Origin of the sequence: Asanoa sp. NPDC049573, assembly GCF_040676615.1 — a bacterium.
Lineage (GTDB): Bacteria > Actinomycetota > Actinomycetes > Mycobacteriales > Micromonosporaceae > Asanoa.
Window position 1 is genome coordinate 1 of the sequence record NZ_JBFAPI010000022.1, and the last position, 20,536, is coordinate 20,536.

General features: G+C 71.2%; 20 protein-coding genes, 2 tRNA genes and 2 pseudogenes. 16 read left to right on the top strand and 8 right to left on the bottom strand.

The genetic code is table 11. The annotated features are described in order from the left end of the window. Positions 1–402 precede the first annotated feature (402 nt). Entirely contained in the window at positions 403–738 is a 336-nt protein-coding gene (locus AB0J74_RS33315; RefSeq protein ID WP_363455308.1) for a hypothetical protein, read from the top strand. A 95-nt stretch (positions 739–833) separates the two neighbouring features. Here the strand turns inward: AB0J74_RS33315 and AB0J74_RS33320 are convergent, their stop codons facing one another. Continuing rightward, positions 834–1,637, bottom strand: a complete 804-nt coding sequence (locus tag AB0J74_RS33320; RefSeq protein ID WP_363455310.1) for an FAD:protein FMN transferase — start codon at positions 1,635–1,637, stop codon at positions 834–836. A 187-nt stretch (positions 1,638–1,824) separates the two neighbouring features. Between AB0J74_RS33320 and AB0J74_RS33325 the strand changes: the two genes are divergently transcribed. The 4 genes from AB0J74_RS33325 to AB0J74_RS33340 all read left to right on the top strand — a co-directional run bounded on the left by AB0J74_RS33325 (position 1,825) and on the right by AB0J74_RS33340 (position 6,246). After that, positions 1,825–2,856, top strand: coding sequence for a 3-isopropylmalate dehydrogenase (locus AB0J74_RS33325; RefSeq protein WP_363455580.1), 1,032 nt, complete (start codon positions 1,825–1,827; stop codon positions 2,854–2,856). Between the two features lie 114 nt (positions 2,857–2,970). Continuing rightward, a complete protein-coding gene (locus AB0J74_RS33330) occupies positions 2,971–4,065 on the top strand; it encodes a branched-chain amino acid aminotransferase (protein ID WP_363455313.1) in 1,095 nt (364 codons plus the stop codon). Positions 4,066–5,200: 1,135 nt separating this feature from the next. Continuing rightward, the gene (locus AB0J74_RS33335; RefSeq protein WP_363455316.1) at positions 5,201–5,641 is read left to right on the top strand and encodes a hypothetical protein; all 441 of its coding nucleotides are present in this window, start codon (positions 5,201–5,203) and stop codon (positions 5,639–5,641) included. 110 nt (positions 5,642–5,751) lie between these two features. Next, a complete protein-coding gene (locus AB0J74_RS33340) occupies positions 5,752–6,246 on the top strand; it encodes a hypothetical protein (protein ID WP_363455319.1) in 495 nt (164 codons plus the stop codon). 21 nt (positions 6,247–6,267) lie between these two features. Here AB0J74_RS33340 and AB0J74_RS33345 read toward each other — a convergent pair. Both AB0J74_RS33345 and AB0J74_RS33350 read right to left on the bottom strand, forming a co-directional pair. After that, positions 6,268–6,998 (bottom strand): annotated as a pseudogene (locus tag AB0J74_RS33345) (tyrosine-protein phosphatase). 88 nt (positions 6,999–7,086) lie between these two features. Further along, complete coding sequence (locus AB0J74_RS33350) at positions 7,087–7,482, bottom strand: PRC-barrel domain-containing protein (RefSeq protein ID WP_363455583.1); 396 nt, start codon at positions 7,480–7,482, stop codon at positions 7,087–7,089. Positions 7,483–7,806: 324 nt separating this feature from the next. On the opposite strand from AB0J74_RS33350, the gene cimA reads away from it, so the two are divergent. After that, positions 7,807–9,390, top strand: coding sequence for a citramalate synthase (gene cimA, locus AB0J74_RS33355; RefSeq protein ID WP_363455322.1), 1,584 nt, complete (start codon positions 7,807–7,809; stop codon positions 9,388–9,390). On the opposite strand, the gene AB0J74_RS33360 is transcribed toward cimA, so the two are convergent. Beyond that, positions 9,383–10,387: an endonuclease/exonuclease/phosphatase family protein gene (locus tag AB0J74_RS33360; protein WP_363455325.1), complete on the bottom strand. Its 1,005-nt coding sequence runs from the start codon at positions 10,385–10,387 to the stop codon at positions 9,383–9,385. The two genes, cimA and AB0J74_RS33360, sit on opposite strands and share 8 nt — an antisense overlap. 75 nt (positions 10,388–10,462) lie before the next feature. On the opposite strand from AB0J74_RS33360, the gene AB0J74_RS33365 reads away from it, so the two are divergent. The 6 genes and pseudogenes from AB0J74_RS33365 (at position 10,463) to AB0J74_RS33390 (ending at position 15,414) form a co-directional block, all read left to right on the top strand. Then, positions 10,463–11,053, top strand: a complete 591-nt coding sequence (locus AB0J74_RS33365) for a phosphotransferase (protein ID WP_363455328.1) — start codon at positions 10,463–10,465, stop codon at positions 11,051–11,053. Positions 11,054–11,056: 3 nt separating this feature from the next. Beyond that, positions 11,057–11,380 carry a hypothetical protein gene (locus tag AB0J74_RS33370; protein ID WP_363455331.1) on the top strand — a complete coding sequence of 108 codons (324 nt, stop codon included), beginning with the start codon at positions 11,057–11,059 and terminating at the stop codon, positions 11,378–11,380. A 194-nt stretch (positions 11,381–11,574) separates the two neighbouring features. Beyond that, positions 11,575–12,543: pseudogene (locus AB0J74_RS33375) on the top strand (MoxR family ATPase); the annotation flags it as partial. Beyond that, positions 12,540–13,517: a DUF58 domain-containing protein gene (locus tag AB0J74_RS33380; RefSeq protein WP_363455334.1), complete on the top strand. Its 978-nt coding sequence runs from the start codon at positions 12,540–12,542 to the stop codon at positions 13,515–13,517. The pseudogene AB0J74_RS33375 and the gene AB0J74_RS33380, both read left to right, overlap by 4 nt. A gap of 5 nt (positions 13,518–13,522) precedes the next feature. Continuing rightward, positions 13,523–14,494 (top strand): VWA domain-containing protein, encoded by a 972-nt coding sequence (locus tag AB0J74_RS33385; RefSeq protein ID WP_363455337.1) that lies wholly within the window; start codon positions 13,523–13,525, stop codon positions 14,492–14,494. Between the two features lie 20 nt (positions 14,495–14,514). Continuing rightward, complete coding sequence (locus AB0J74_RS33390) at positions 14,515–15,414, top strand: trypsin-like peptidase domain-containing protein (protein WP_363455340.1); 900 nt, start codon at positions 14,515–14,517, stop codon at positions 15,412–15,414. A 6-nt stretch (positions 15,415–15,420) separates the two neighbouring features. On the opposite strand, the gene AB0J74_RS33395 is transcribed toward AB0J74_RS33390, so the two are convergent. Continuing rightward, the gene (locus tag AB0J74_RS33395; RefSeq protein WP_363455343.1) at positions 15,421–16,335 is read right to left on the bottom strand and encodes an alpha/beta fold hydrolase; all 915 of its coding nucleotides are present in this window, start codon (positions 16,333–16,335) and stop codon (positions 15,421–15,423) included. 88 nt (positions 16,336–16,423) lie between these two features. On the opposite strand from AB0J74_RS33395, the gene AB0J74_RS33400 reads away from it, so the two are divergent. After that, the gene (locus tag AB0J74_RS33400; RefSeq protein ID WP_363455346.1) at positions 16,424–17,041 is read left to right on the top strand and encodes a CGNR zinc finger domain-containing protein; all 618 of its coding nucleotides are present in this window, start codon (positions 16,424–16,426) and stop codon (positions 17,039–17,041) included. On the opposite strand, the gene AB0J74_RS33405 is transcribed toward AB0J74_RS33400, so the two are convergent. From AB0J74_RS33405 to AB0J74_RS33415, 3 genes are all read right to left on the bottom strand, one after another. Beyond that, positions 17,038–17,880, bottom strand: a complete 843-nt coding sequence (locus tag AB0J74_RS33405; protein WP_363455349.1) for a 3-methyladenine DNA glycosylase — start codon at positions 17,878–17,880, stop codon at positions 17,038–17,040. The two genes, AB0J74_RS33400 and AB0J74_RS33405, sit on opposite strands and share 4 nt — an antisense overlap. 65 nt (positions 17,881–17,945) lie before the next feature. Continuing rightward, entirely contained in the window at positions 17,946–18,356 is a 411-nt protein-coding gene (locus AB0J74_RS33410; RefSeq protein WP_363455352.1) for a hypothetical protein, read from the bottom strand. A gap of 52 nt (positions 18,357–18,408) precedes the next feature. Beyond that, a complete protein-coding gene (locus AB0J74_RS33415; protein ID WP_363455355.1) occupies positions 18,409–19,176 on the bottom strand; it encodes an SAM-dependent methyltransferase in 768 nt (255 codons plus the stop codon). Positions 19,177–19,258: 82 nt separating this feature from the next. Between AB0J74_RS33415 and AB0J74_RS33420 the strand changes: the two genes are divergently transcribed. The 3 genes from AB0J74_RS33420 to AB0J74_RS33430 all read left to right on the top strand — a co-directional run bounded on the left by AB0J74_RS33420 (position 19,259) and on the right by AB0J74_RS33430 (position 20,362). Continuing rightward, entirely contained in the window at positions 19,259–20,062 is an 804-nt protein-coding gene (locus AB0J74_RS33420) for a fumarylacetoacetate hydrolase family protein (protein ID WP_363455358.1), read from the top strand. Positions 20,063–20,139: 77 nt separating this feature from the next. Then, positions 20,140–20,211, top strand: a tRNA-Gln gene (locus AB0J74_RS33425). Between the two features lie 78 nt (positions 20,212–20,289). Then, positions 20,290–20,362, top strand: a tRNA-Glu gene (locus AB0J74_RS33430). Positions 20,363–20,536: the final 174 nt, after the last annotated feature.

Here is a 20,536-nt window from a genome sequence, read left to right on the forward strand (position 1 = left end):
GGCACGCCCGCGGTGACCGCGGCGACCGGTCCGATCGCCCGGCCCGGGGCAGCGCCGCGCCGCGCGACACGAGCGCGCCACTTCGCTTCCTCGCGTGTGCAGGGTTCGGGTCAGCTCGGGTAGTCGCCACGGTTTGCGGTTTTCCGTCTTGGTCTGGGTGGGACAAGGACTTGTGAGGTTGGTCTTCCCTGGGTGGGCGCCGCGTTCGCTTGTCTTTCGCAGGGGTCGCATCGCCGTTCTGGACAGCGCCGGCGTCGGTCGGCGCCTGCGGCGCCGGAGAACGGTTACGCGCCACGATCGTCGCGCCCAGAGGTGCGGAGGACCCGGGCTGGTCACTCCCACCGGGAGTTGCTGGCTAGTGGTCGGGCTTGCTCCGGGCCGCTGGTCGATCTGGACTGGGGGTTGCTGCCTGGGCGTGAGGGCTGGCTGCCGGGCGCGCTGGTCGATCTGGACTGGGGGTTGCTGCCTGGCGGTGGAAAGGGGCTGCCGGGCGCGCTGGTCGATCTGGACTGGGGGTTGCTGCCTGGCCGTGGGGGCTGGCTGTTGGGCGCGCTGGTCGATCTGGACTGGGGGTTGCTGCCTGGCGGTGGAAAGGGGCTGCCGGGCGCGCTGGTCGATCCGGGCTGGGGTTGCTGCCTGGCCGTCGGCGCTGGCTGCGGGGCGGCGCCGGTCGACCGGGCGATGGTGGCCCGGTTAGCCGGCGGATCAAGACACCGAAGGTGTCCCGGCCGCGCCTGAGGGACTGCGCATACCCGAGGGCCGCGCGCATCGTGACGGCGGCGAACCCGGCGCCAACCAACGGCGACGTTCGACGGCCGTGGCGGGCCGGCCGGTTAGCGCCTCGCGGCGACGGCATCCAGGATCAGGGTACCGGTGTAGCCCTCCGCGGTCGGGAACCAGGAGAGGCCCGCCTCACCGGCCGCGTAGAGCGCCGTCGCATAGGCGTCGGCGACCGCCAGGTCTGGGCCCATCACCGTTGCGGCGCGGATCTCCTCGACCGGTGTGGCGCGGTGTGGGTCGACCACGTGGCCGCGGCGGCCGGTTACGCCCGACGTGCCTATCGCGCCGGCCGTCAGTTCCAGGAGGACCGGCTTGCGGCGGGCCTCGTACGGGTGATGCACCGCGATCCGCCACGGACCGCCATGTGGGGCGTTGCCGCGGACGGTCAGGTCGCCGCCGCTGGCCACGGCGTAGTCGCTGATGCCGGCCGCCCGTACCCTCGCTGCCGCTCTTTCCATCGCCCAGCCCTTGACGAGCGCGCTCGGGTCGAAGCCGCCGGGTGCCGACCACGCGTCGAACCAGCCATCCGTGGCCGCGCGCATGGCGTCGCAGCGGGCGACCAGGTCGGCCAGGGGTGCGTAGGCGTCCGGTGCTACTTCGCCGCGGCGGAGGCGGGCGACCAGGCTGGACTCGCGGATCGGGCTGTATGCGAAGTCGACCGCCCGGAGTTCGGCGACCGCGTCGGCGATGGTGGCGGCGAGTGTGCGGCGGCTCATCCACGCGGGGCTGACCAGGGTCAGCGTGAAGCCGGCCGTGGAGGTCTGCACGGTGTGGTGTGCGACCAGGCCACCGTTGGCGGCGGCGGGATGGGCGAGCGTGCTGGCCGGGCCGCCGCCGAGGCGTAGGTCTGGGCGCATCGGGCCCCCTTCCGGCTGTGACTGCGTTAAACCTAGGATTTGCGGGTGACGGGGGCATGAGCGCCAGCTGAGAGTTTCCTGGGGCATTCTGCCCGATTCCGCATAGTGGGAGCGGCATACCGGTTGTCGGGACGATGCCTTAACGTTTGTTAGACCGTTTCGTTGGCGAAGGAGCTTTGACGTGTCTGTGGCGCGGATCGCGGTGGTGGCCGGTGACGGCATCGGTCCCGAAGTGATCGACCAGGCGCGCAAGGTGCTCGACGCGGTGCTCCCGGGCGTCGAGGCGACCGAATACGACCTTGGCGCGGCGCGCTACCACCGCACCGGTGAGGTGCTGCCCGACTCGGTGCTCGACGAGCTGCGCGGCCACGACGCGATCCTGCTCGGCGCCGTCGGCGACCCGACCGTGCCGCCGGGTGTGCTCGAGCGGGGGCTGCTGCTCAAGCTCCGGTTCGCCTTCGACCAATACGTCAACCTGCGCCCCTCACGTCTCTTCCCGGGCGTGGTCAGCCCGCTGGCCGGGGTCAAGCCCGGCGAGATCGACATGATCGTGGTGCGCGAGGGCACCGAGGGTCTCTACGCCGGCGCCGGCGGCGGCCTCCACCGGGGCACGCCCGCCGAGATCGCGACCGAGGAGAGTCTCAACACCCGGCACGGTGTCGAACGGGTGATCCGTGACGCGTTCGCGCGCGCAGAGCGCCGGCCCCGCCGCAAGGTCACCCTCGTGCACAAGACCAACGTGCTCACCCACGCCGGCTCGTTGTGGGCCCGCACCTTCGAGACCGTCGCCGCCGAGCACCCCGACGTGGCGACCGAATACCAGCACGTCGACGCCGCCGCGATGTTCCTCGTGACCCAGCCGCAGCGTTACGACGTCATCGTCACCGACAACCTCTTCGGTGACATCCTCACCGACATCGCCGCCGCCGTGACCGGTGGCATCGGCATGGCCGCCAGCGGGTGCATCAACCCGGAGCGGGTCCACCCGTCGATGTTCGAGCCGGTGCACGGCTCGGCACCCGACATCGCCGGCAAGGGCGTGGCCGACCCGGCCGCCGCCGTGCTGTCGGTCTCGCTGCTGCTCGACCACCTCGGGCACGCCGACGCCGCACACCGAGTAGCCGAGGCGGTCGCCGCCGAGCTGGCCGGGCGCAACTCCGGCACGCCGCTGCGCACCGCCGAGATCGGCGACCGGCTCGCCACCGCCGCTGTCGGCTGAGTGGTTTCGCCGGGCTCCCCCTCCCCCATGAACGACCGTTCGGGGTAAGTTTTCTTCGCAGCCCTTACTGAGCGTTGCCGGCGCGGCCCGCCGGATTACTGGAGGTCCAACGCGATGAGCGGTGGTGACAAGCTCGACTTCGAGATTCGTCCGAATCCTCAGCCGGTAGACCCGGCCGAGCGCGCCGCGCTCATGGTCGACCCGGGATTCGGCCGGGTATTCACCGACCACATGGTGACCGCCCGTTACGCCGAGGGCAAAGGCTGGTACGAGGCCCGGGTCGAGGCTCGCGCGCCGATCCAGATGGACCCGGCCAGCGCGGTCCTGCACTACGCGCAGGAGATCTTCGAAGGCCTCAAGGCCTACCGCAACGCCGACGGCACGGTGACCATGTTCCGCCCGGACGCCAACGCCGCCCGGTTCTCCACGTCGGCCACCCGCCTGGCGATGCCCCACCTGCCCGAGGGCGCCTTCGTCGACTCGCTGCGCCGTTTGATCAGCATCGACCGCGACTGGATCCCCACCAACGGCGAAGACAGCCTCTACCTGCGCCCGTTCATGTTCGCCAACGAGGTCTTCCTGGGCGTGCGCCCGGCGATGGAATACCTCTACGTGGTGATCGCGTCGCCGGTCGGCTCCTACTTCAAGAACGGCATCAAGCCGGTCAACGTGTGGGTGAGCCCCGACTACACGCGGGCCGCACCGGGCGGCACCGGCGCGGCGAAGTGCGGCGGCAACTACGCCGCCTCGCTGCTGCCCCAGCAACAGGCCGCGGCCAACGGCTGCGACCAGGTCGTCTTCCTCGACGCGGTCGAGCAGCGCTGGATAGACGAACTGGGCGGCATGAACATCTTCTTCGTCTACGACGACGGCACCCTCGTCACCCCGCCACTCGGCACGATCCTGCCCGGCATCACCCGCGAGGCCGTGATGCGCCTGGCCACCGACGCCGGCCACGCCGTGATCGAGCGCCCGGTGGCGTTCGACGAGTGGCAGGCCGACGCCGAGAGCGGCCGCATCCGCGAGGCCTTCGCCTGCGGCACCGCGGCGGTCATCACCCCGATCGGCGAGGTCCGCTACGAAGGCGGCTCCTTCAAAATGGGCGACGGCGGCTTCGGCGAGCAGACAATGGCGCTGCGCAAGCAACTGGTCGACATCCAGCGCGGCCGCGCCACCGATCCTTACGGTTGGGTCCACAAGGTCCTTTAAGGACAGAGCTCGATGATGGCCCGGGTCCGTCGGGGGCGCGACCGTTGCTCCCGCCGGACTCGGCCTTCGCGTCTGGTTGCGCCGCAACCAAATCAAGCGCCGGCTGATGCCGGAATTGTTGGCTGCAAATCAAGCGCCTGATTCGGGCCTCGCAGCCGCGCGGTGGGACCCGTCCGCGGCCAAGGGGCTGGAGGACTCGGGCGGCGTTCAGCGCCAAGACCCTCGTCTGGTCGCCGTCCCTGCGGCGCCACTCGGTGCGGCGGGAGACGCGCGGCCCCGATCGGGCTCGGAGCCGACCTAGCGAGAGCTCCGTCTGACCTTTATGGACTGTCCGAAGTGGTGCCCGCCTTCTGGCGTGGCATGGTGTGGCGCGGACCGAGACCGCACCAGGCCCGCGCGCAATAGGCCGGCAGTGCGCTCGGTGCGGCGCGGTCAACGCCCGCTGGTTGTCGGTTGCCTTGAACGGTCAACGGGCGTTGCCTGGCGTTGCCAGTCAACGGTCAACAGCGGTTTGGGCGTTGGCGGTCAATGGTCAACGGTCTGGTCGGCAATCAACGGCCGTTGTTGGCCACGCAGATGTCAACGGTCAGGGGCGTCCGTCGTCTGTTGCTGGCGGTTGCTTGCACTGGTCATCGCGCGCTGGTTGACCTTTGCCAGTCAACAGCTGCGCGGCGCTTGGTGAGGCCGATCAACAGAGGGCAGGGCGATGGGTGCCCTGTAACGGTCAACGGTCAACGGGCGCTGGTTGTGGCGGGCCGGTGTCGACGGTCGAGAGGCGATTGCTGGCAGCCGTCGGCGCGCGCTCGTTGACTTCTGCCGATGACGGTCAACGCGCCCTTGTTGACCGTCGGCGGTCAACGGTCGGCGCTGGCGTTGACGGGCCGTGGCAACGGTCAACGGGCCGATCGACGCGTGCGGGTCGAACGGGTCAACGCGAGCGACCAGCACGCGCACGGTCAATTCGGGATGCCCGACACGGCGCGTGACGATCCTCTGCGGCCGCCGGGTAGACCTCCTCGTTCAGTCGGCGCGGGTCGCTCGGGCTCGCATGGCTTTGAGCGAGGGGGAGCGGGGCAACGGCGGAGGCTCTGCTGGCTTACCGTTCCGTTCAGAGTTCCACCCCGAGAGGAAGACCGTGTCCGACCAGACCATGAACCCGACCGCGGCTCAGCCGGCAGACGAGATAGCTGCAGTTCCGAAGCCGCTGACGGGCGAGGTGGGGGCGCGTCGCGAGAGGCAGGTTGCTGTTCGTAGGGGGCTCATCGCCGTTGGTGCGGTGGTCGCGCTCGTTGTCGCCGGCACGGTTTGGACGGCCACGATCGGTGGTGGGATCGCCGCCCAGGACGGTGACTGCCTGGTTGGTCAGGACGGCGAGGCCATGACGGTTGTCGGCTGTGGGGATGCCGACGCCGCGTGGAAGGTTGCCGGGCGGGTCGAGGGCGTGCGCCAGGCCGACTTCAACGCCGCGGGCGGTGACTACGCCGGGTGCGGCGGCCACCCGACGGCGACTGCGTGGTACTGGTCGGGGACCGAGGGTGGCACCGGTTACGTGCTCTGCCTCGAGCCGGTCAAGTAACCGGCGAAAACCATTGTGGATAGTCGCTAGGCAGATGGATGGCCGGGGCAGCGCGCGGCGCATCGATGATCTATCTTCGCGGACGGAGTTTGATCTTCGAGAGGAACATCGTGTCCGAGCAGCCCATGACCCCGCCGCAGCAGCCGCCGGCCGGGGTGCCCACCACGCCTAGCGGCGTGCCTCTGCCGCCCTTCACGCCGCCGCCGGCCAGTCACTTTCCCGCCGGTGGGCCGACGATGATCGACCCGGCCAGGATGAGCAACAAGAGCATCGCCCTGCGCAAGCTCGCGGGCGGCGCGATCGGGATCGTCCTGCTGATCGTCGTGGGCACGATCTGGTCGGTCATGACCGGCGACCCGAGTATCGCCAGCACCGGCGACTGCCTGATCGGCCAGAGTTCCGAGGACATCAAGGTCGTCGACTGCGACGACGCCTCCGCCGAGTGGACGGTGCTCGACGAGGTCGAAGACGTCCGCGACGACGACTTCGACGCCGCGGGCGAGAACTACACCGGGTGCGCCGCCCACCCGACGGTCGAGGCCTGGTTCTGGTCGGGCGAGGGCCACAACGGCGACGTGCTCTGCCTCGAACCCATCAAGAAGTAACCGGCGGAGGCCGGGGAGCGCCTAGCGCTCTCCGGCCCCGGACGTCAGCAGATGTGAGCGCAGCGCGGCCAGGTCGTCGTCGGTCAGGCCGGCGTGCCGGGCGTAGTGTCGTCGACCGAGCCGTGCTCCGCGCGCAACTCCGACAAGAACAGGTGCATCGCCGCGGCGGGCGAGGCCATGAACGGGGCCGGCGGCTCCTTGGCCGACGGCAGTGACGACCGCAGCCACGCCGAGAAGCGTTCCGATGCCGCCGTGCTCAGCGCATAGTCGGCCGCGACGTCGTCGTCGCTGACGCCGACCAGTGACAGGGTGAGCGCACAGACCACGCCCGTGCGGTCCTTGCCGGCCACGCAGTGCACGACCACCGGCGCCGCCGACGGGTCCGCGATGACCTTGAGCGCCGCGCCGATGCCGGCGCTGCCGATCGACGCCAGTTCCCGGTAGCGGTCGGCGATGAAGCGCTCCATCGTCTCGCCCTCCGCGGCCAAGCCCCATTCCGGGTGCTCCGGATGGATGTGCCGATAGTCGAGGCCCGGATAGTCGACAACCCGGCCGTCGCGGGAAACCTCGCGCGGGCGGCGCAGGTCGATGACCGTGCGCACGCCCAGGCCGGGCAGTGAGGCGGGCGCGACCCGGTGCACCGAGTCGGACCGGAACACCCGGCCCCAGCGCACGGTGCGGCCGTCGAGCCCGGCATAGCCGCCGATGTCGCGGAAGTTGAAGACGCCGTCAAAGGAATAGGACCGCTCCATGCCCAACACCGTAGCGCACCGCTGATCCTCCACTATGGACATAGGCCGGCGCCCGCCAGGTGAATGGCGGGCGCCGGGGTCGACCGAACTACAAGCGCGGCCGGGCGGGGTCGTACGTTTCGCCGTAGTAACCGCCGAGCTTGTCCCGGTAGGCCGGATCGGTGTGCGTCTCCGCGTCGTACTCCGGGGCGTTCTTGATCTGTTCCTTGCTCCGGTCGACGTAGACCTTCTGGTCGTCGTGGTCTACCTGGTTGACGACGCCGGCGGGAAGCATGACCTTCTTGCCGAAGATCCACGCGCCGGTGTCGACCACCAGGTGGCTGGCGTCGACTTCGTAGCTGGCCGCATCGATCTTGCCGATGTGGCCGTCGGTCGCCTCCACCTTGTAGCCGACCAGTTCCGAGCCGGTCACACCAGCCTCGTCGCGGAACGACCACGGGTCGAACGTGCCCTTCGGCACGCCGCCGTGTGCCGCGGGAGGCATGGCCTTGGGTGTCGTCTGAGGGTCGAGCCGGTCCATGGGAACCTTCACTCCTCGTATCGACTGTCTTACTCGGTCATGAAACTTCCTACCCCGCGCAGGGCGGCGGAAACCCACCAACGGGTGATCCCGACATGTGGTCAAGGAGTTGGCGTCACGGCCCGACCGTGGCAAAGTACGGAGCGTGACGCACCTCGCCACCCTCATTATTGGCAGCTAGCGCGCCGGCAACCCACACCGCCGAGCGCGCAGACCTCCCGCATTTCGCGGGGGGTCTTTTTGTTGCGGCGCAACGCCCCATCGCTCCCGTGAAAGGACGACAGGATCATGCCCTACCAGGTGTACGACACCACGCTGCGCGACGGGGCACAGCGCGAGGGGATCAGCTATTCGGTGGTCGACAAGCTCGCCGTCGCCCGCCTGCTCGACGAGTTCGGCGTGGGTTTCATCGAGGGCGGCTGGCCCGGCGCGATGCCCAAGGACACGGAGTTCTTCAAGCGCGCCCAGAAGGAACTCGACCTGCGACATGCCCAACTCGTCGCGTTTGGCGCCACCCGCAAGGCCGGCGTCGCCGTCAACGAAGACCCGCAGGTGCGCGCGCTGCTCGACGCCGAGACGCCCGCCGTCTGCCTGGTCGCGAAGTCCGACATCCGGCACGTGGAGCGGGCGCTGCGTACGACCGGCGCGGAGAACCTGGCGATGGTGCGGGACACGGTCGCGCATTTCGTCGCCAACGACCGCCGCGTCTTCCTCGACTGCGAGCACTTCTTCGACGGCTTCCGCCACGACCCCGCCTACACCGCGTCGGTGGTGCAGGCCGCGCTGGAGGCCGGCGCCGAGGTCGTGGTGATGTGTGACACCAACGGCGGCATGCTTCCGTCGCGGATCACCGCCGCGATCACCGACCTCACCGGCCGGCTCGGCGTCGCCGCCAACCGGCTCGGCATCCACTGCCAGAACGACACCTCGTGCGCGGTGGCCAACACCGTCGCCGCGGTCGAGGCCGGCGTCGAGCACTTCCAGTGCACCGCCAACGGCTACGGCGAGCGGCCCGGCAACGCCGACCTGTTCGCCGTCGTCGCCAATCTTGCGCTCAAGTTGGAGCTGCCCGTCCTACCGGACGGGTGCCTCGAACAGGCGATGCGGGTCTCGCACTCGATCGCCGAGATCGCCAACATCGCCCCCGACACCCATCAGGCGTACGTGGGAGCTGCCGCATTCGCTCACAAGGCGGGGCTGCACGCGAGTGCGATCAAAGTGGATCCCCTGCTCTACAACCACGTCGAGCCCTCGGTCGTCGGCAACGACATGCGGATCCTGGTCACCGAGATGGCCGGCCGGGCCAGCATCGAGCTCAAGAGCCGCGAGCTCGGCATCGACCTGGCCGGCCATCCCGCCGAACTCTCCCGCGTCACCCAGCGGGTCAAGGACCTCGAGGCCGGCGGCTGGTCGTTCGAGGCCGCGGACGCGAGCTTCGAACTGCTGGTCCGCGGCGAGCTGGGCGAGGTGACCCGCCCGTTCGCGCTGGAGTCCTACCGGGTGCTGGTGGAGCACCGTGAAGACGGCGCGGTGGTCTCCGAGGCGACCGCCAAGGTCCGGGTCCGCGGCGAGCGGGTGATCGCGACCGCCGAGGGCAACGGTCCGGTCAACGCGCTCGACGAGGCACTGCGGTTGGCACTTTCGAAGCACTACCCGGAGCTGACCTCGTTCGTGCTGGCCGACTACAAGGTGCGCATCCTGGAGGGCTCGCACGGCTCCGGTGCGGTCACCCGGGTGCTGGTGGAGACCAACGACGGCCGGGGCCGCGACTTCACCACCGTGGGCGTCCACGAGAACGTGGTGGAGGCGAGCTGGCACGCACTGGTCGACGCGCTCACCTACGGCCTCGACCGGGAACCCGTGGTCAGCTAGGCGGCAAGGAGACTTCGGCGAAGACGGCGCTGTGGTCGCTGCCGGGCAGCGGCCACACCGCGAACCTGCGCACCGCCACCCGCCGGTCGATCAGGATGTGGTCGATCGCGATCGGCGGCAGGGTGTAGGCCCGGTCGATCGGGCGCCACGTGCCGTGCCAACCGTGCCCGGTCCTGGCCGCCGCGTCGTCGTATCCGGTGGCCAGCAAGGCCCGCAGCGGAGCGTGGTCCACTGTGGCGTTGAAGTCACCCATCAACAGCCTGATCGCACCGTCCGGTGTGGCCGGTGACTGGCCGCGCAGCCCGGCGAACCAGCAGGGCACGTCGGCGACGGTCAGCGGCGCGCACGAGTGCACCGACTCGATCGACAGGGGTGCGGCGCCGTCGAGCGTCACCGTCGCGTACGCCTGGGTGAAACCCGACTCGTCCTGGTGGATGCCGCCCCCGGTGAGCGGAAAGCGGGAGTAGAGGCCGCCGTTGACGTAGACCGCCGGGTCGTCGACGATCCGGTGCGCCAGCAACTCGCCGATGCCGGCCTTGTCGAGCGCCGCGATGAAGTCGGCGTTGAGTTCCTGCACCGCGAGCACGTCGACGTCGTGCTCGCGGACCAGCCGCACCAGCGCGTCGGGGTCGGCCTCGCCGTGCTTGATGTTGGCGGTGAGCACCCGCAGCCGGGGCCCGCCGGCGTCGGCAGCACCACCCGGCATGGTCCGCGGGAGCACCACACCCGCCAGCGCGACCAGCGAGAGCGCCGCGACCGCCGCCGCGCGCCAGCGCCGCAGGGCCAGCGCGCCGATCAACGGCAGCACGGCCAGGCCGGCCGCGTAGGGCGTGTAGGCCATCAGTTGCACCAGCGGCCCGCGTTCCCAGCCGCCGAGCCGGACCGCGGTCCAGGCCGCGCCCGGCGCGACGGCGAGCCAACAGGCCGCCGTCGTCGCGACCGACCGCCCCCGCTGGTCGGGCGCGACGTCACCGGTCCGTTGGCGCGCCGTCCGCATGAGAAGAACGCTAGAGCGCGGGTGTGAAGGATTGGTGCGCTTCCGGCGAAGATCCACCCGACGTATGGTCACCGGATGGCCATCGACGCCCCGGCCGTCTGCGCCGCCTTCGGGCTGCCGGAGCGCGGCGCCACGCTGGAGCCGTACGCCTGGTCGAGCGCCCGGACCTGGCGGCTGACCACCGGCGACGGCGGGCGGTTCATCGTCAAGCGGGTGCCGCCCGGGAGAGAGACCGAGTTGGCCGCCGCGATGGCGTTCGAGCAGGACGCGATCGCCGCCGGCATCCCCGCGCCCAGCCCGGTCCGGCCGCCGGATCCCGCGGTCGGGTGTGCCGCGCGGCTGGCGGACGGAACCCTGGGAAGGGTCTCCGAGTGGGTCGACGGCCGGCCGATCGGGCCCGGCGACGACCTGGCCGACTGGCTCGGCGCCACGCTGGCCCGGCTGCATCGGCTGCGCCCGCTGGCGACCGCCGAGCCCGACGTCTACGGCATCTTCCGGCCGGCCGACTGGGCCGGGTGGCACGACGAGGGCCGGACGCAGGGACGGCCCTGGGCCGGCGTGCTGGGCGAGCGCCTCGCCGACCTGGCCGCGGCGACGGAATGGGTCGCCGGGGCCTTCGCCCGCGCCGGCGACTACGTGTTCACCCATCGCGATCTCGAGCCGTAAAACGTGCTGGTCACCCCGGCCGGTCCGGTGATCGTGGACTGGGACGGCGCCGGCCCCGACAGCGCCGGCCTGGTCGCCGCGCACGCCGCGTACGCCTTCGGTGGTGGTATGGAGGCCTATGCGGCGCACGGCGGGCACCTGCCGCCCACAGCGGACCGCCTCGCCCGCCGCGCCGGCCTGATGCTCAGCCGTCTCGCCTGGCGGATCCGGGCGACCCTGGGCCGCGATGATCCGGGCCCCTACCCGCTGGCGGAGTTGGACCGGACGGCCACCGACCGGCTCCATGATCTGCCGGTGTTCGTCGCTGACCTGCGCGAACCTAGATGATCATAAGAATAGTCGCCACAAATTGGGCTAAATAGCCCCCAATTCCGTGACCAACCGGGACGCTCGACTTCATGACGCCCAGTTTGCCGCCACCGTCCGAGTTCGACTTCGCGGAGGAGACCCCCGACGAGGCCTACGCGGCCGGCTCGGACCCGGCCGCCGCGCGGCGCACCGGTGCGGTCCTCGAGGAAGTCCTCTTCGAGGTCAAACGGGTCATCGTCGGGCAGGACAAGCTGGTCGAGCGGCTGGTCGTCGCCCTGCTGGCCAACGGACACTGCCTGCTGGAGGGCGTGCCCGGCGTGGCCAAGACGCTCGCCGCGCAGACCCTGGCCGAGACCGTCGGCGGCAGCTTCGCCCGGATCCAGTTCACCCCTGACCTGGTGCCCTCCGACATCGTCGGCACCCGGATCTATCGGGCGTCGACCGAGTCGTTCGACGTCGAGCTCGGGCCGGTGATGGCCAACCTGGTGCTGGCCGACGAGATCAACCGCGCACCGGCCAAGGTCCAGTCGGCGCTGCTGGAGGCGATGGCCGAGCGCCAGGTCTCGATCGGCGGCCGATCCTGGCCGGTGCCGGAGCCGTTCCTTGTGCTGGCCACCCAGAACCCCATCGAGTCCGAGGGCGTCTACCACCTCCCCGAGGCCCAGCGGGACCGGTTCCTGATGCGGGTCGTGGTCGGCTATCCGACCGACGAGGAGGAGCTGGGCATCCTCTACCGGATGAGCGGCGACCGGCCCACCCCACGGCAGGTGCTCGATCCGGCCCGGCTGCGCGAGTTGCAGCAGCTCAACCGCAAGGTCTTCGTGCATCACGCGATCGCCGAGTACGTCGTCCGCCTCGTGCTGGCCACCCGCGAGCCGGCCCGGTTCGGCCTGGTGGAGGTGGCCAAGCAGCTCGCGTACGGGGCCAGCCCGCGGGCCACGCTCGGCCTGGTCGCCGCCGCCCGCGGCCTGGCCGTGCTGCGCGGCCGCGACTACGTGGTGCCCGACGACGTCCGGGAACTGGCCGGCGAAGTGATCTCGCACCGGCTGGTGCTCTCCTTCGACGCGGTCGCCGACGGCGTGTCGGCCGAGTCGGTCGTGGAGAAGCTGGTCGACGCCGTCCCGCCGCCCCACCTGGCGGCGGAGCCGGACGCGGAGCTTCGGGGACTGGCGGCGGCATGAGCCGCCGGGCGCCCGAGGTGACCGTCCGGCAGCTCGCGCCGGAGGAACGCCTGCGCCGGCTGGAGCTGATGGTCACCCGGCGCCTGGACGGCATGTTGCAGGGCCAGTATCTCGGCCTGCTGCCCGGCCCCGGGTCGGAGTTCTCCGGCTCCCGGGAATACCGGCCGGGCGAAGACGAGGTGCGCTGGATGGACTGGGCGGTCACCGCCCGCACCAACGTGCCGCACGTCCGCGAGGTCGACGCCGACCGGGAGCTGACCACCTGGGTGCTGGTCGACGGGTCGGCCAGCATGGATTTCGGCACCGCCGAGGTGGAGAAGCGCGAATTGGCGGTCGCCGCGGTCGCCGCCGTCGGGTTCCTCACCGCCGGCACCGGCAACCGGCTCGGCGCGCACGTGCTGCGCCGCGACGGCACCCGGCGGGTGCCGGCGCGCACCGGCCGGGTGCACCTGCAGGCGTTGCTGCGCGAGCTGCTCGGCGCCGACCGCGACGGGGAAGGCGCGGACGGCGAGGATCTGGCCACCGCGATCGACGGAATGCAGCGCTCCGCGGTCCACCGGGGACTGGTGGTGGTCATCTCGGATTTCCTGGACGACGGCCTCGACCGGGGAGAGCCCGGCTGGGAGCGGCCGCTCAAGCGGTTGGCGGCCCGGCACCAGGTGCTCGCCGTGGAGGTGACCGACCCGCGTGAGCTGGAGTTGCCGGACGTCGGCCTGATCACCTTCGTCGACCCGGAGACCGGCCGGCGGCGCGAGGTCGCGACCGGAAACCGCAAGCTGCGCGAGCGGTACGCGTCGGCCGCACGGCAGGAACGCGAAGCGGTGGCCGCCGCTCTGCGCCGCGCCGGCGCCAGCCACCTTCCACTGCGGACGGACCGGGACTGGGTCGCCGACATCGTGCGCTACGTGCTCCACCAGCGCCGGCGGGCCGCGGCGGCGCCGGCCAGGCGGCGACCCATGGGAGGCACGAGGTGAACGGGATGCCGGACGTCGCCTTCCTCAATCCGGCGCGGCTCTGGCTGCTGGTCGGCGTCGCGGTGGTGGCGATCGCCTACGTGCTGATGCAGCGGCGGCGCAGCCGCTACGCCGTGCGGTTCACCAATCTGCGCCTGCTCGACAAGGTCGCGCCGAACCGCCCGGCCTGGCGGCGGCACGTGCCGGCCGCGCTGTTCCTGGCCATGCTGGCGCTGTTGGTGGTCGGCTTCGCCCGGCCGACCGACGAGGTCCGGGTGCCCAAGGAACGGGCGACCGTGATGATCGCGGTCGACGTGTCGGCGTCGATGCTGGCCACCGACGTGCGGCCGGACCGCCTGCGCGCGGCCAAGGAGGCGGCGCGGGACTTCGCCGACGAACTGCCCGACCACTTCAACGTCGGCCTGGTCGCGTTCGCCGGCAACGCCACCGTCGTGGTGCCGCCCGGCACCGACCGCGACGTGCTCAAGGCGGGCGTCGACCGGCTCTCCGAGACCACCGCCGGCCTGGGCGGCACGGCGATCGGCGAGGCGATCACCACCTCGCTGGCCGCGATCCGCAGTGTCGACCCGCGGGCCGACAAGGACCCGCCGCCGGCCCGCATCGTGCTGCTCTCCGACGGTGCCAACACCTCCGGCCGGGATCCCGACGAGGCGGCCGGCGAGGCCAACACGATGAACGTGCCGGTCGACACCATCTCGTTCGGCACCACGGCCGGGGAGATCGCCCGGCGCGGCGGTGTCGCGATGTCGGTGCCGGTCGACGGCGACACGCTGCGCGGGGTGGCCGAGAAGACCAAAGGCGGCTATCACGAGGCCGATTCCAAAGAGGAACTTCAGGCGGTGTACGCCGACATCGGCAGCTCCGTCGGCTATGTGAAGGAGCGCGCGGACGTCTCGTCGCGGTTCATCGGCCTGGCCCTGATCATCGCGATGGCCGCCGCCCTGGCGTCGATGTTCTGGTTCTCCAGGATCCCGTGAGTGAGAAGGGGGACGAGCCGATGACGACCACACCGACGATGCCACCGGGCCTCGGTGAGCCGCGCGGTCCCGAGTATGTCTCCCCGGACCTCGAACTGCTGGGCAGCGACGGGCGCCCGCCGGCGACCGGCAAGCGCCGCTCCTTCTCCACCGCCGGCTGGCGCCGCGCCGCGCTGGCCGCCGCCGCGGTGATCGTGGTCGCCGCGGTCTCCGGCGGCCTCGCCGGTGGTTTCGTGGCCCGCGAGCGGACCAAGGTCGGCGCGCAGCCATCCCCGTCGGCGAGCGCGGGCGCCGGTGGCGCCGGGTCGGCCGACCTGATCGCCGCCGCGGGCAACACGTTGCAGGGCGTGGTCTCGATCGAGGTGCTCAACGCCGACGGCAGCGCGTCGACCGGGTCCGGGTTCGCGATCGACACCAACCAGAACGTCATCACCAACGACCACACGCTCGGCACCGGCGAGCCCCGCTCGGTCTACCTGGAGACGCCGAAGGGGCAGCGGATACCAGCCACGCTGGTCGGTCGCGACCCCGACCGCGACATCGCGGTGTTGAAGGTGCCGTCGACCACCGGCCTGCGGCCGTTGCCGCTGGCCAAGTCCGGCACCACCCGGGTCGGCGAGCCGGTGCTCGCGGTGGGCAGCCCGCTGGGCCTGTCGGGAACGGTGACCGCCGGCATCGTCAGCGCGCTCGACCGCGAGGTGCAACTGCCCAAGGGCCGGCGCCAGACGGCGATCCAGACCGACGCCTCCATCAACCCCGGCAACTCCGGCGGCCCGCTGGTCAACGCCCGCGGCGAGGTGGTCGGCGTCAACACGGCGATCGCGTCGCTGGAGGGTGGCGGCTCGATCGGGATCGGCTTCGCGATCCCGATCGAGCAGGCGTCCCTGGCGGCCGACCGGATCATCGCCGGCGGCGGCTGAGTCGGGTCAACGCCCCAGGTGCGCGCTGAGCCAGGCCTCGCGGTCGGCGCGGGCGGCCGCGTCGAGCTCGTGGCCGGCGTCGGGGTAGAGGTGGTAGTCCTTGGGCTCCGCCGCGAGTGAGACGAGCGTGCGGCGGGTCGAGTCGGGCACGAAGAAGTCGGGCTCGGCGAACTGGAAGAGCAGCGGCACGCCGCGCCGGTCGGCGACGAAGCGGATCGGGTCCACCCGCTCGAACAGCTTCTCGTAGGCGATCGTGGCGTCGCCGGAGAGGCCGAGGAAGAACGTCGCGAACCAGTTGCTGAAGGTGGCGTCGACGTTCATCGCCACCGCGGCGCTGACCCGGCTCTGGTCGACGGACGCGAGCAGCAGCCCGTACATGCCGCCGTAGTCGTGGCCGACCACCGCGACCCGCGCCACGCCGGCGCGCGCGGTGAGCAGGTCGAGCCCGCGGCGCAGCCGGACCGTCTGTGCCACCACGTTGGCGACGTCGCGCTGGTCACCGACCACGTCGATCGACCAGGGAAAGGTGAGGTCGGGCAGCAGCGCCACGGCGCCCTGCCGGGCCCGGGCCACCGCCTCGTCGAGGAACTCCAGGCGGCTGCTGGTCGGATTCGGGGGCTCGAACCAGTGCAGGTAGAGGACGGCCGGGTAGTGGCCCTTGCGGACCGGCTCGACCAGGTAGGCGCGCACGGGGTCGCCGTCGCGGGCGGCGTAGGTGATGTCGCGGACCAGCACGCCGTCGCGGTTCTCCACGCCGTGCTGGGTGATGGTGACCGGCCCGCGCCGGTAGGCGAAGGGGTCGGTGCCGGCCGAAGCGGCCGGCACGGCTGTGCCGTCCAACGGCGCTGCGAGCGCCGCCGATCCCGTCAGCAGTGCCGCCGCGAGGAGCCCGGTGGCGGACAGGGTGCGAAGCGAGCGCATGGTCCTCCTAACGAGCGTGACATCGAATACATGTTAGGGACGGTATGGCGTCGGTGTTTAACGCGTCAAGGGCCTTAGACTCATTAGGGTGTTGAGCGTCGAACTCCGCCCGGCGCGCCCGGTCGCGCACGCCCTCGGCGGCCGGCTCTCGCTGGCCCTGGTCAACAGCGTGCTGTGGCGACGGTCGGCCGACCCGATCGAGCGGATCACCGACTACCCGTCGCTGGCCGGCTACGTGCGCGACGCGGGCGGCATCGACGACACCGCCCTGTCGGCCCTGGAGACCGAGGCCGCCGCCGACCCGGCGGCCGCCCAGGCCGCCCTCGGCCGCGCCCTGGCCCTGCGGGAGGCGCTGTTCCGGCTGTTCTCCGCGGTCGCCGCCGGCGAGGAGCCCGAGGGCGCCGACCTGGCCGTGCTCGACCGGGCTTTCCGCGCCGGGATGCGGCAACTGCGGGTCGGCGTGGGCAGCGGGCGCGGCTATCGCCCCGGCTGGACCGGCCTCGACGTGCCGGCCTGGGAGTCGGCCGCCGACGCGGTCGCGGTGCTCGGCTCACCCGACGTGCCACCGCTCAAGCAGTGCCCGGGCGAGTCCTGCGGCTGGGTGTTCGTCGACGAGAGCCGCAACCACAGTAGACAGTGGTGTGACAGCCGGATGTGCGGCAACCGGGCCCGGGCCCGCCGGCACTACCAGAAGAAAAAAGCCTAGATCGCGGCCAGCAGGCGTTCCCGCAGCGGCGCGGCACGGTCGGCGAACTCGCGCTGTGCGGCGGCGTATTCGGCCCGGCCGGGCGCGGTCTCGATCCGTACCGGTGGATAGCCCAGGGCCGCGAGGTCGTAGGGGCTGGCCCGCATGTCGAGCGTGCGGATGTCGCGGGCGAGCGCGAAGCAGTCGGCCACCAGCTCGCTGGGCACCAGCGGGGAGAGCTTGTAGGCCCACTTGTAGAGGTCCATGTTCGCGTGCAGGCAGCCGGGCTGTTCGAGCTCGTGCTGGCGCTCCCGGGTCGGTGTCAGCACGTTGAGCGGCCGGGCCGGCGCGGTGAAGAACCGGTAGGCGTCGAAGTGGCTGCAGCGCACGCCGCGCTCCTCGACCACGGCCGCGGTGTCGGCCGGCGAGAGACGCAGGGGCCAGGCGTCGTGGCGTACCTCCTGCTGGGTCTGGCGGTAGACCATCGCCCACTCGTGCATGCCGAAGCAGCCCAGCTGGGCCGGGCGGGCGGCGGTGCGGGTCAGCAGGGTGCGGATCCAGTCGATGGAGGTGGCGCGGCGGGCCCGCACGGCGGCGGCGTCGACGGTGACACCGGCGGGCTCGGCGCGGTAGTCGCGACCCAACTCGTCGACGGAGGCGCCGGCCAGGACCACCCCGGCGCCGGGATGCCAGCGGCGCAACTGGGCCGGCCGGTGGGAGTAGTAGGTGAACAGGAAGTCTTCGACGGGGTGGCGCTCACCGGCCCGGCGGCGGGCCAGATGCGGCTCGACCCAGCCGTCGACCCGCCGCTCGTGCGCGAGCCGGCGGGCCCGCCAGGCATCGGGCGCGAGAACCTCCACCCGCCCAGGGTAGCCAGCGGTGGCGCCGCGCCCTCCGCGCGTGCGGCGCCACCGCCGGCCTCAGGTCAGGAACCCAGTGCGGAGCGGATCTTGTTGATCATGGCCATTTCGTTGTCGCTGACCCCACCCTGAGCCTTCGCGACCTGGTCGCAGGCGCTCATGATGGTGTTGCGGAAGTTCTGCAGGTCCTGCGGGTCCTTCGACAGGATCTGCTGCGACTGCTGCAGCATCGACATGACGTTGTTCTCCATGTCGGCCGACGAGCCCTTCGGCATCTTCGGCATGCCGCCGCTGCCCTTGAAGATCTCCTGCATGTCGGGAGACGCGCTCTTGAGGGCCTTCGAGCCCGCGAACATCTCCTTGATCGTGCCCATGATCCCCGGATCGGACTTCGAGACGAGCATCATCGCGCCCATCGCCGCGTTGCGCAGGGTGTCGCGCTCCTGGTCGGTGTAGCGCATGGTTTTGTCTGTCATGCCCAGATCCTGGCCCGGCCGGACGCCCGTGGGTGCGAAAACCGAGCAAGGTCTATGCCCCGGTTTTCCGGCCCAGCCCGGCGTACCAGCCGGCCGCCCGTGGCTGCGCCGGTGGCGGCGCCGAGGGCTCCCAGCACGGCGCGGCCACCAGGCCGGGGCCGACGAGCGCGAACCGGTCGAACAGGGCCGCGATCTCGGACCGGCTGCGCGGGCGCAGCGGGATCCCGGCGGCGGCGTAGAGGCCGGCGACCCGGGCCACGCGGTCGGGTGCGTCGTCGGCGCTGCCGTGGCTGATCGCCAGGTAACTGCCCGGGGCGACATGGTCGTAGATCGACGCGATGCCGGTCGCCGGCTCTTCGGCGTCGGGCACGAAGTGGTAGACCGCCAGGGCCAGCACGGCGACCGGGCGGCGGAAGTCGATGTAGTGCCGCACGTCACGATGGCGCAGCACGAGTTCGGGGTCGCGCAGGTCGGCCTGCACGACCGTCACGTCGGGGTTGCCGACGACGCCGATCCGGTTGTGCAGCACGGCCATCGGGTCGGTGTCGACGTAGACCACCCGGCTGCCACAGGCCATCTGGTGGGTGTTGCGGTCGGTCGGCAGGCCGGCGCCCAGGTCGAGGAACTGCCGGACGCCGACGCCGACCAGGTGGGCCAGAACGCGGGCGAGGAAGGCCCGGTTGGCCTGGGCGGCCCGGGGAAGCTCGGGGCACGCCGTCGTGACCGCGTCGGCCAGCCGCCGGTCGGCCGGCCCGGCACGGTCGCCGCCCTGGTGGTAATCCCACATGCGGGCCACGTTGGGCCGATCGTCGGCGGTCACCGGAGACCTCCCGTCATGAACTCAGCATGTCAACCGGACTGCCCGATCGGGGGACAGGCTGTGCGACGGCTAGATTTGGGGCGTGCGTATCGCTCTGTTCGCCCATTCCAACGGGCAGTCGTTCGGCGTCGTCGAGGGTGAGACCGGCGCGGGGGCTGACGCGTTGACCGTCGCCGAGATCGAGGGACTCCCGTTCGGCGAGATCAAGTTCACCAACCGGCGCTGGGCGCTGGCCGACGTGCGGCTGCTGCCGCCGATGCTGCCCCGCAAAATCATCGCGGTCGGCCGCAACTACGTCGAGCACGCCTCCGAGCTGGGCAACCAGGTGCCGAAGGAGCCGCTGCTGTTCCTCAAGCCGCCGTCGTCGGTGATCGGGCCGGGCGACGCGATCGAGCTGCCGATCCAGTCCAAGCAGGTGGAGCACGAGGCCGAGTTGGCCGTCGTGATCGGCCTGCAGGGCGCCCGCCGGGTCGACCGGGCCGGTGCCGAGCGGGCCATCTTCGGCTACACCGCCGCCAACGACGTGACCGCGCGCGACCTGCAGCACAGCGACGGCCAGTGGACCCGGGCCAAGGGCTTCGACACGTTCTGCCCGATCGGCCCGTGGATCGTCACCGACCTCGACGTCAGCAACCTCGAGGTGCGCTGTGAGGTCGGCCGCCCGCCGGAGGAACTCGAGGTGCGGCAACTGGGCAACACCCGTGACATGGTCTTCGACATCCCGACGATCGTGTCCTACATCTCGCACGTGATGACGCTGGGCCCGGGCGACGTGATCCTGACCGGCACGCCCGCCGGGGTCAGCCCGATCCTGGCCGGCGAGACGGTCTCGGTGCGGATCGAGGGCATCGGCGAGCTGGTCAACCCGGTCACGGCCATCGAGTGACGTTGAGCCGGGGGGTGGCGGATTTGGCGGCCGACCACCCCTCCGGTAAAGTTCTCACTCGGCGCTTCAAGCGCCATTGGGGTATGGGGTAATTGGCAGCCCAACTGATTCTGGTTCAGTTAGTCTAGGTTCGAGTCCTGGTACCCCAGCAACGATGCCGAGATGGCAGCGGTGTTGGACTCTGATAGAGTTCCGCTCCGTCGCCACCGCGACATCGTAGAAGTCCTGGCCCCGTCGTCTAGCGGCCTAGGACGCCGCCCTCTCAAGGCGGTAGCGTGGGTTCGAATCCCATCGGGGCTACAGAGCACCCCTCGAGATCTCTCGGGGGGTTTTGCTTTATCCAGAGATCAAAATCTGGCTTTCCCGGGGTCCGCGGTGGTGCGGACCGTTGCTCCCGCCGGGGGCTCCGCTTCGCTGCTCTTACTGACTTTGGTCCTTTCCCGGGCCCGCGGTGGTGCGGACCGTTGCTCCCGC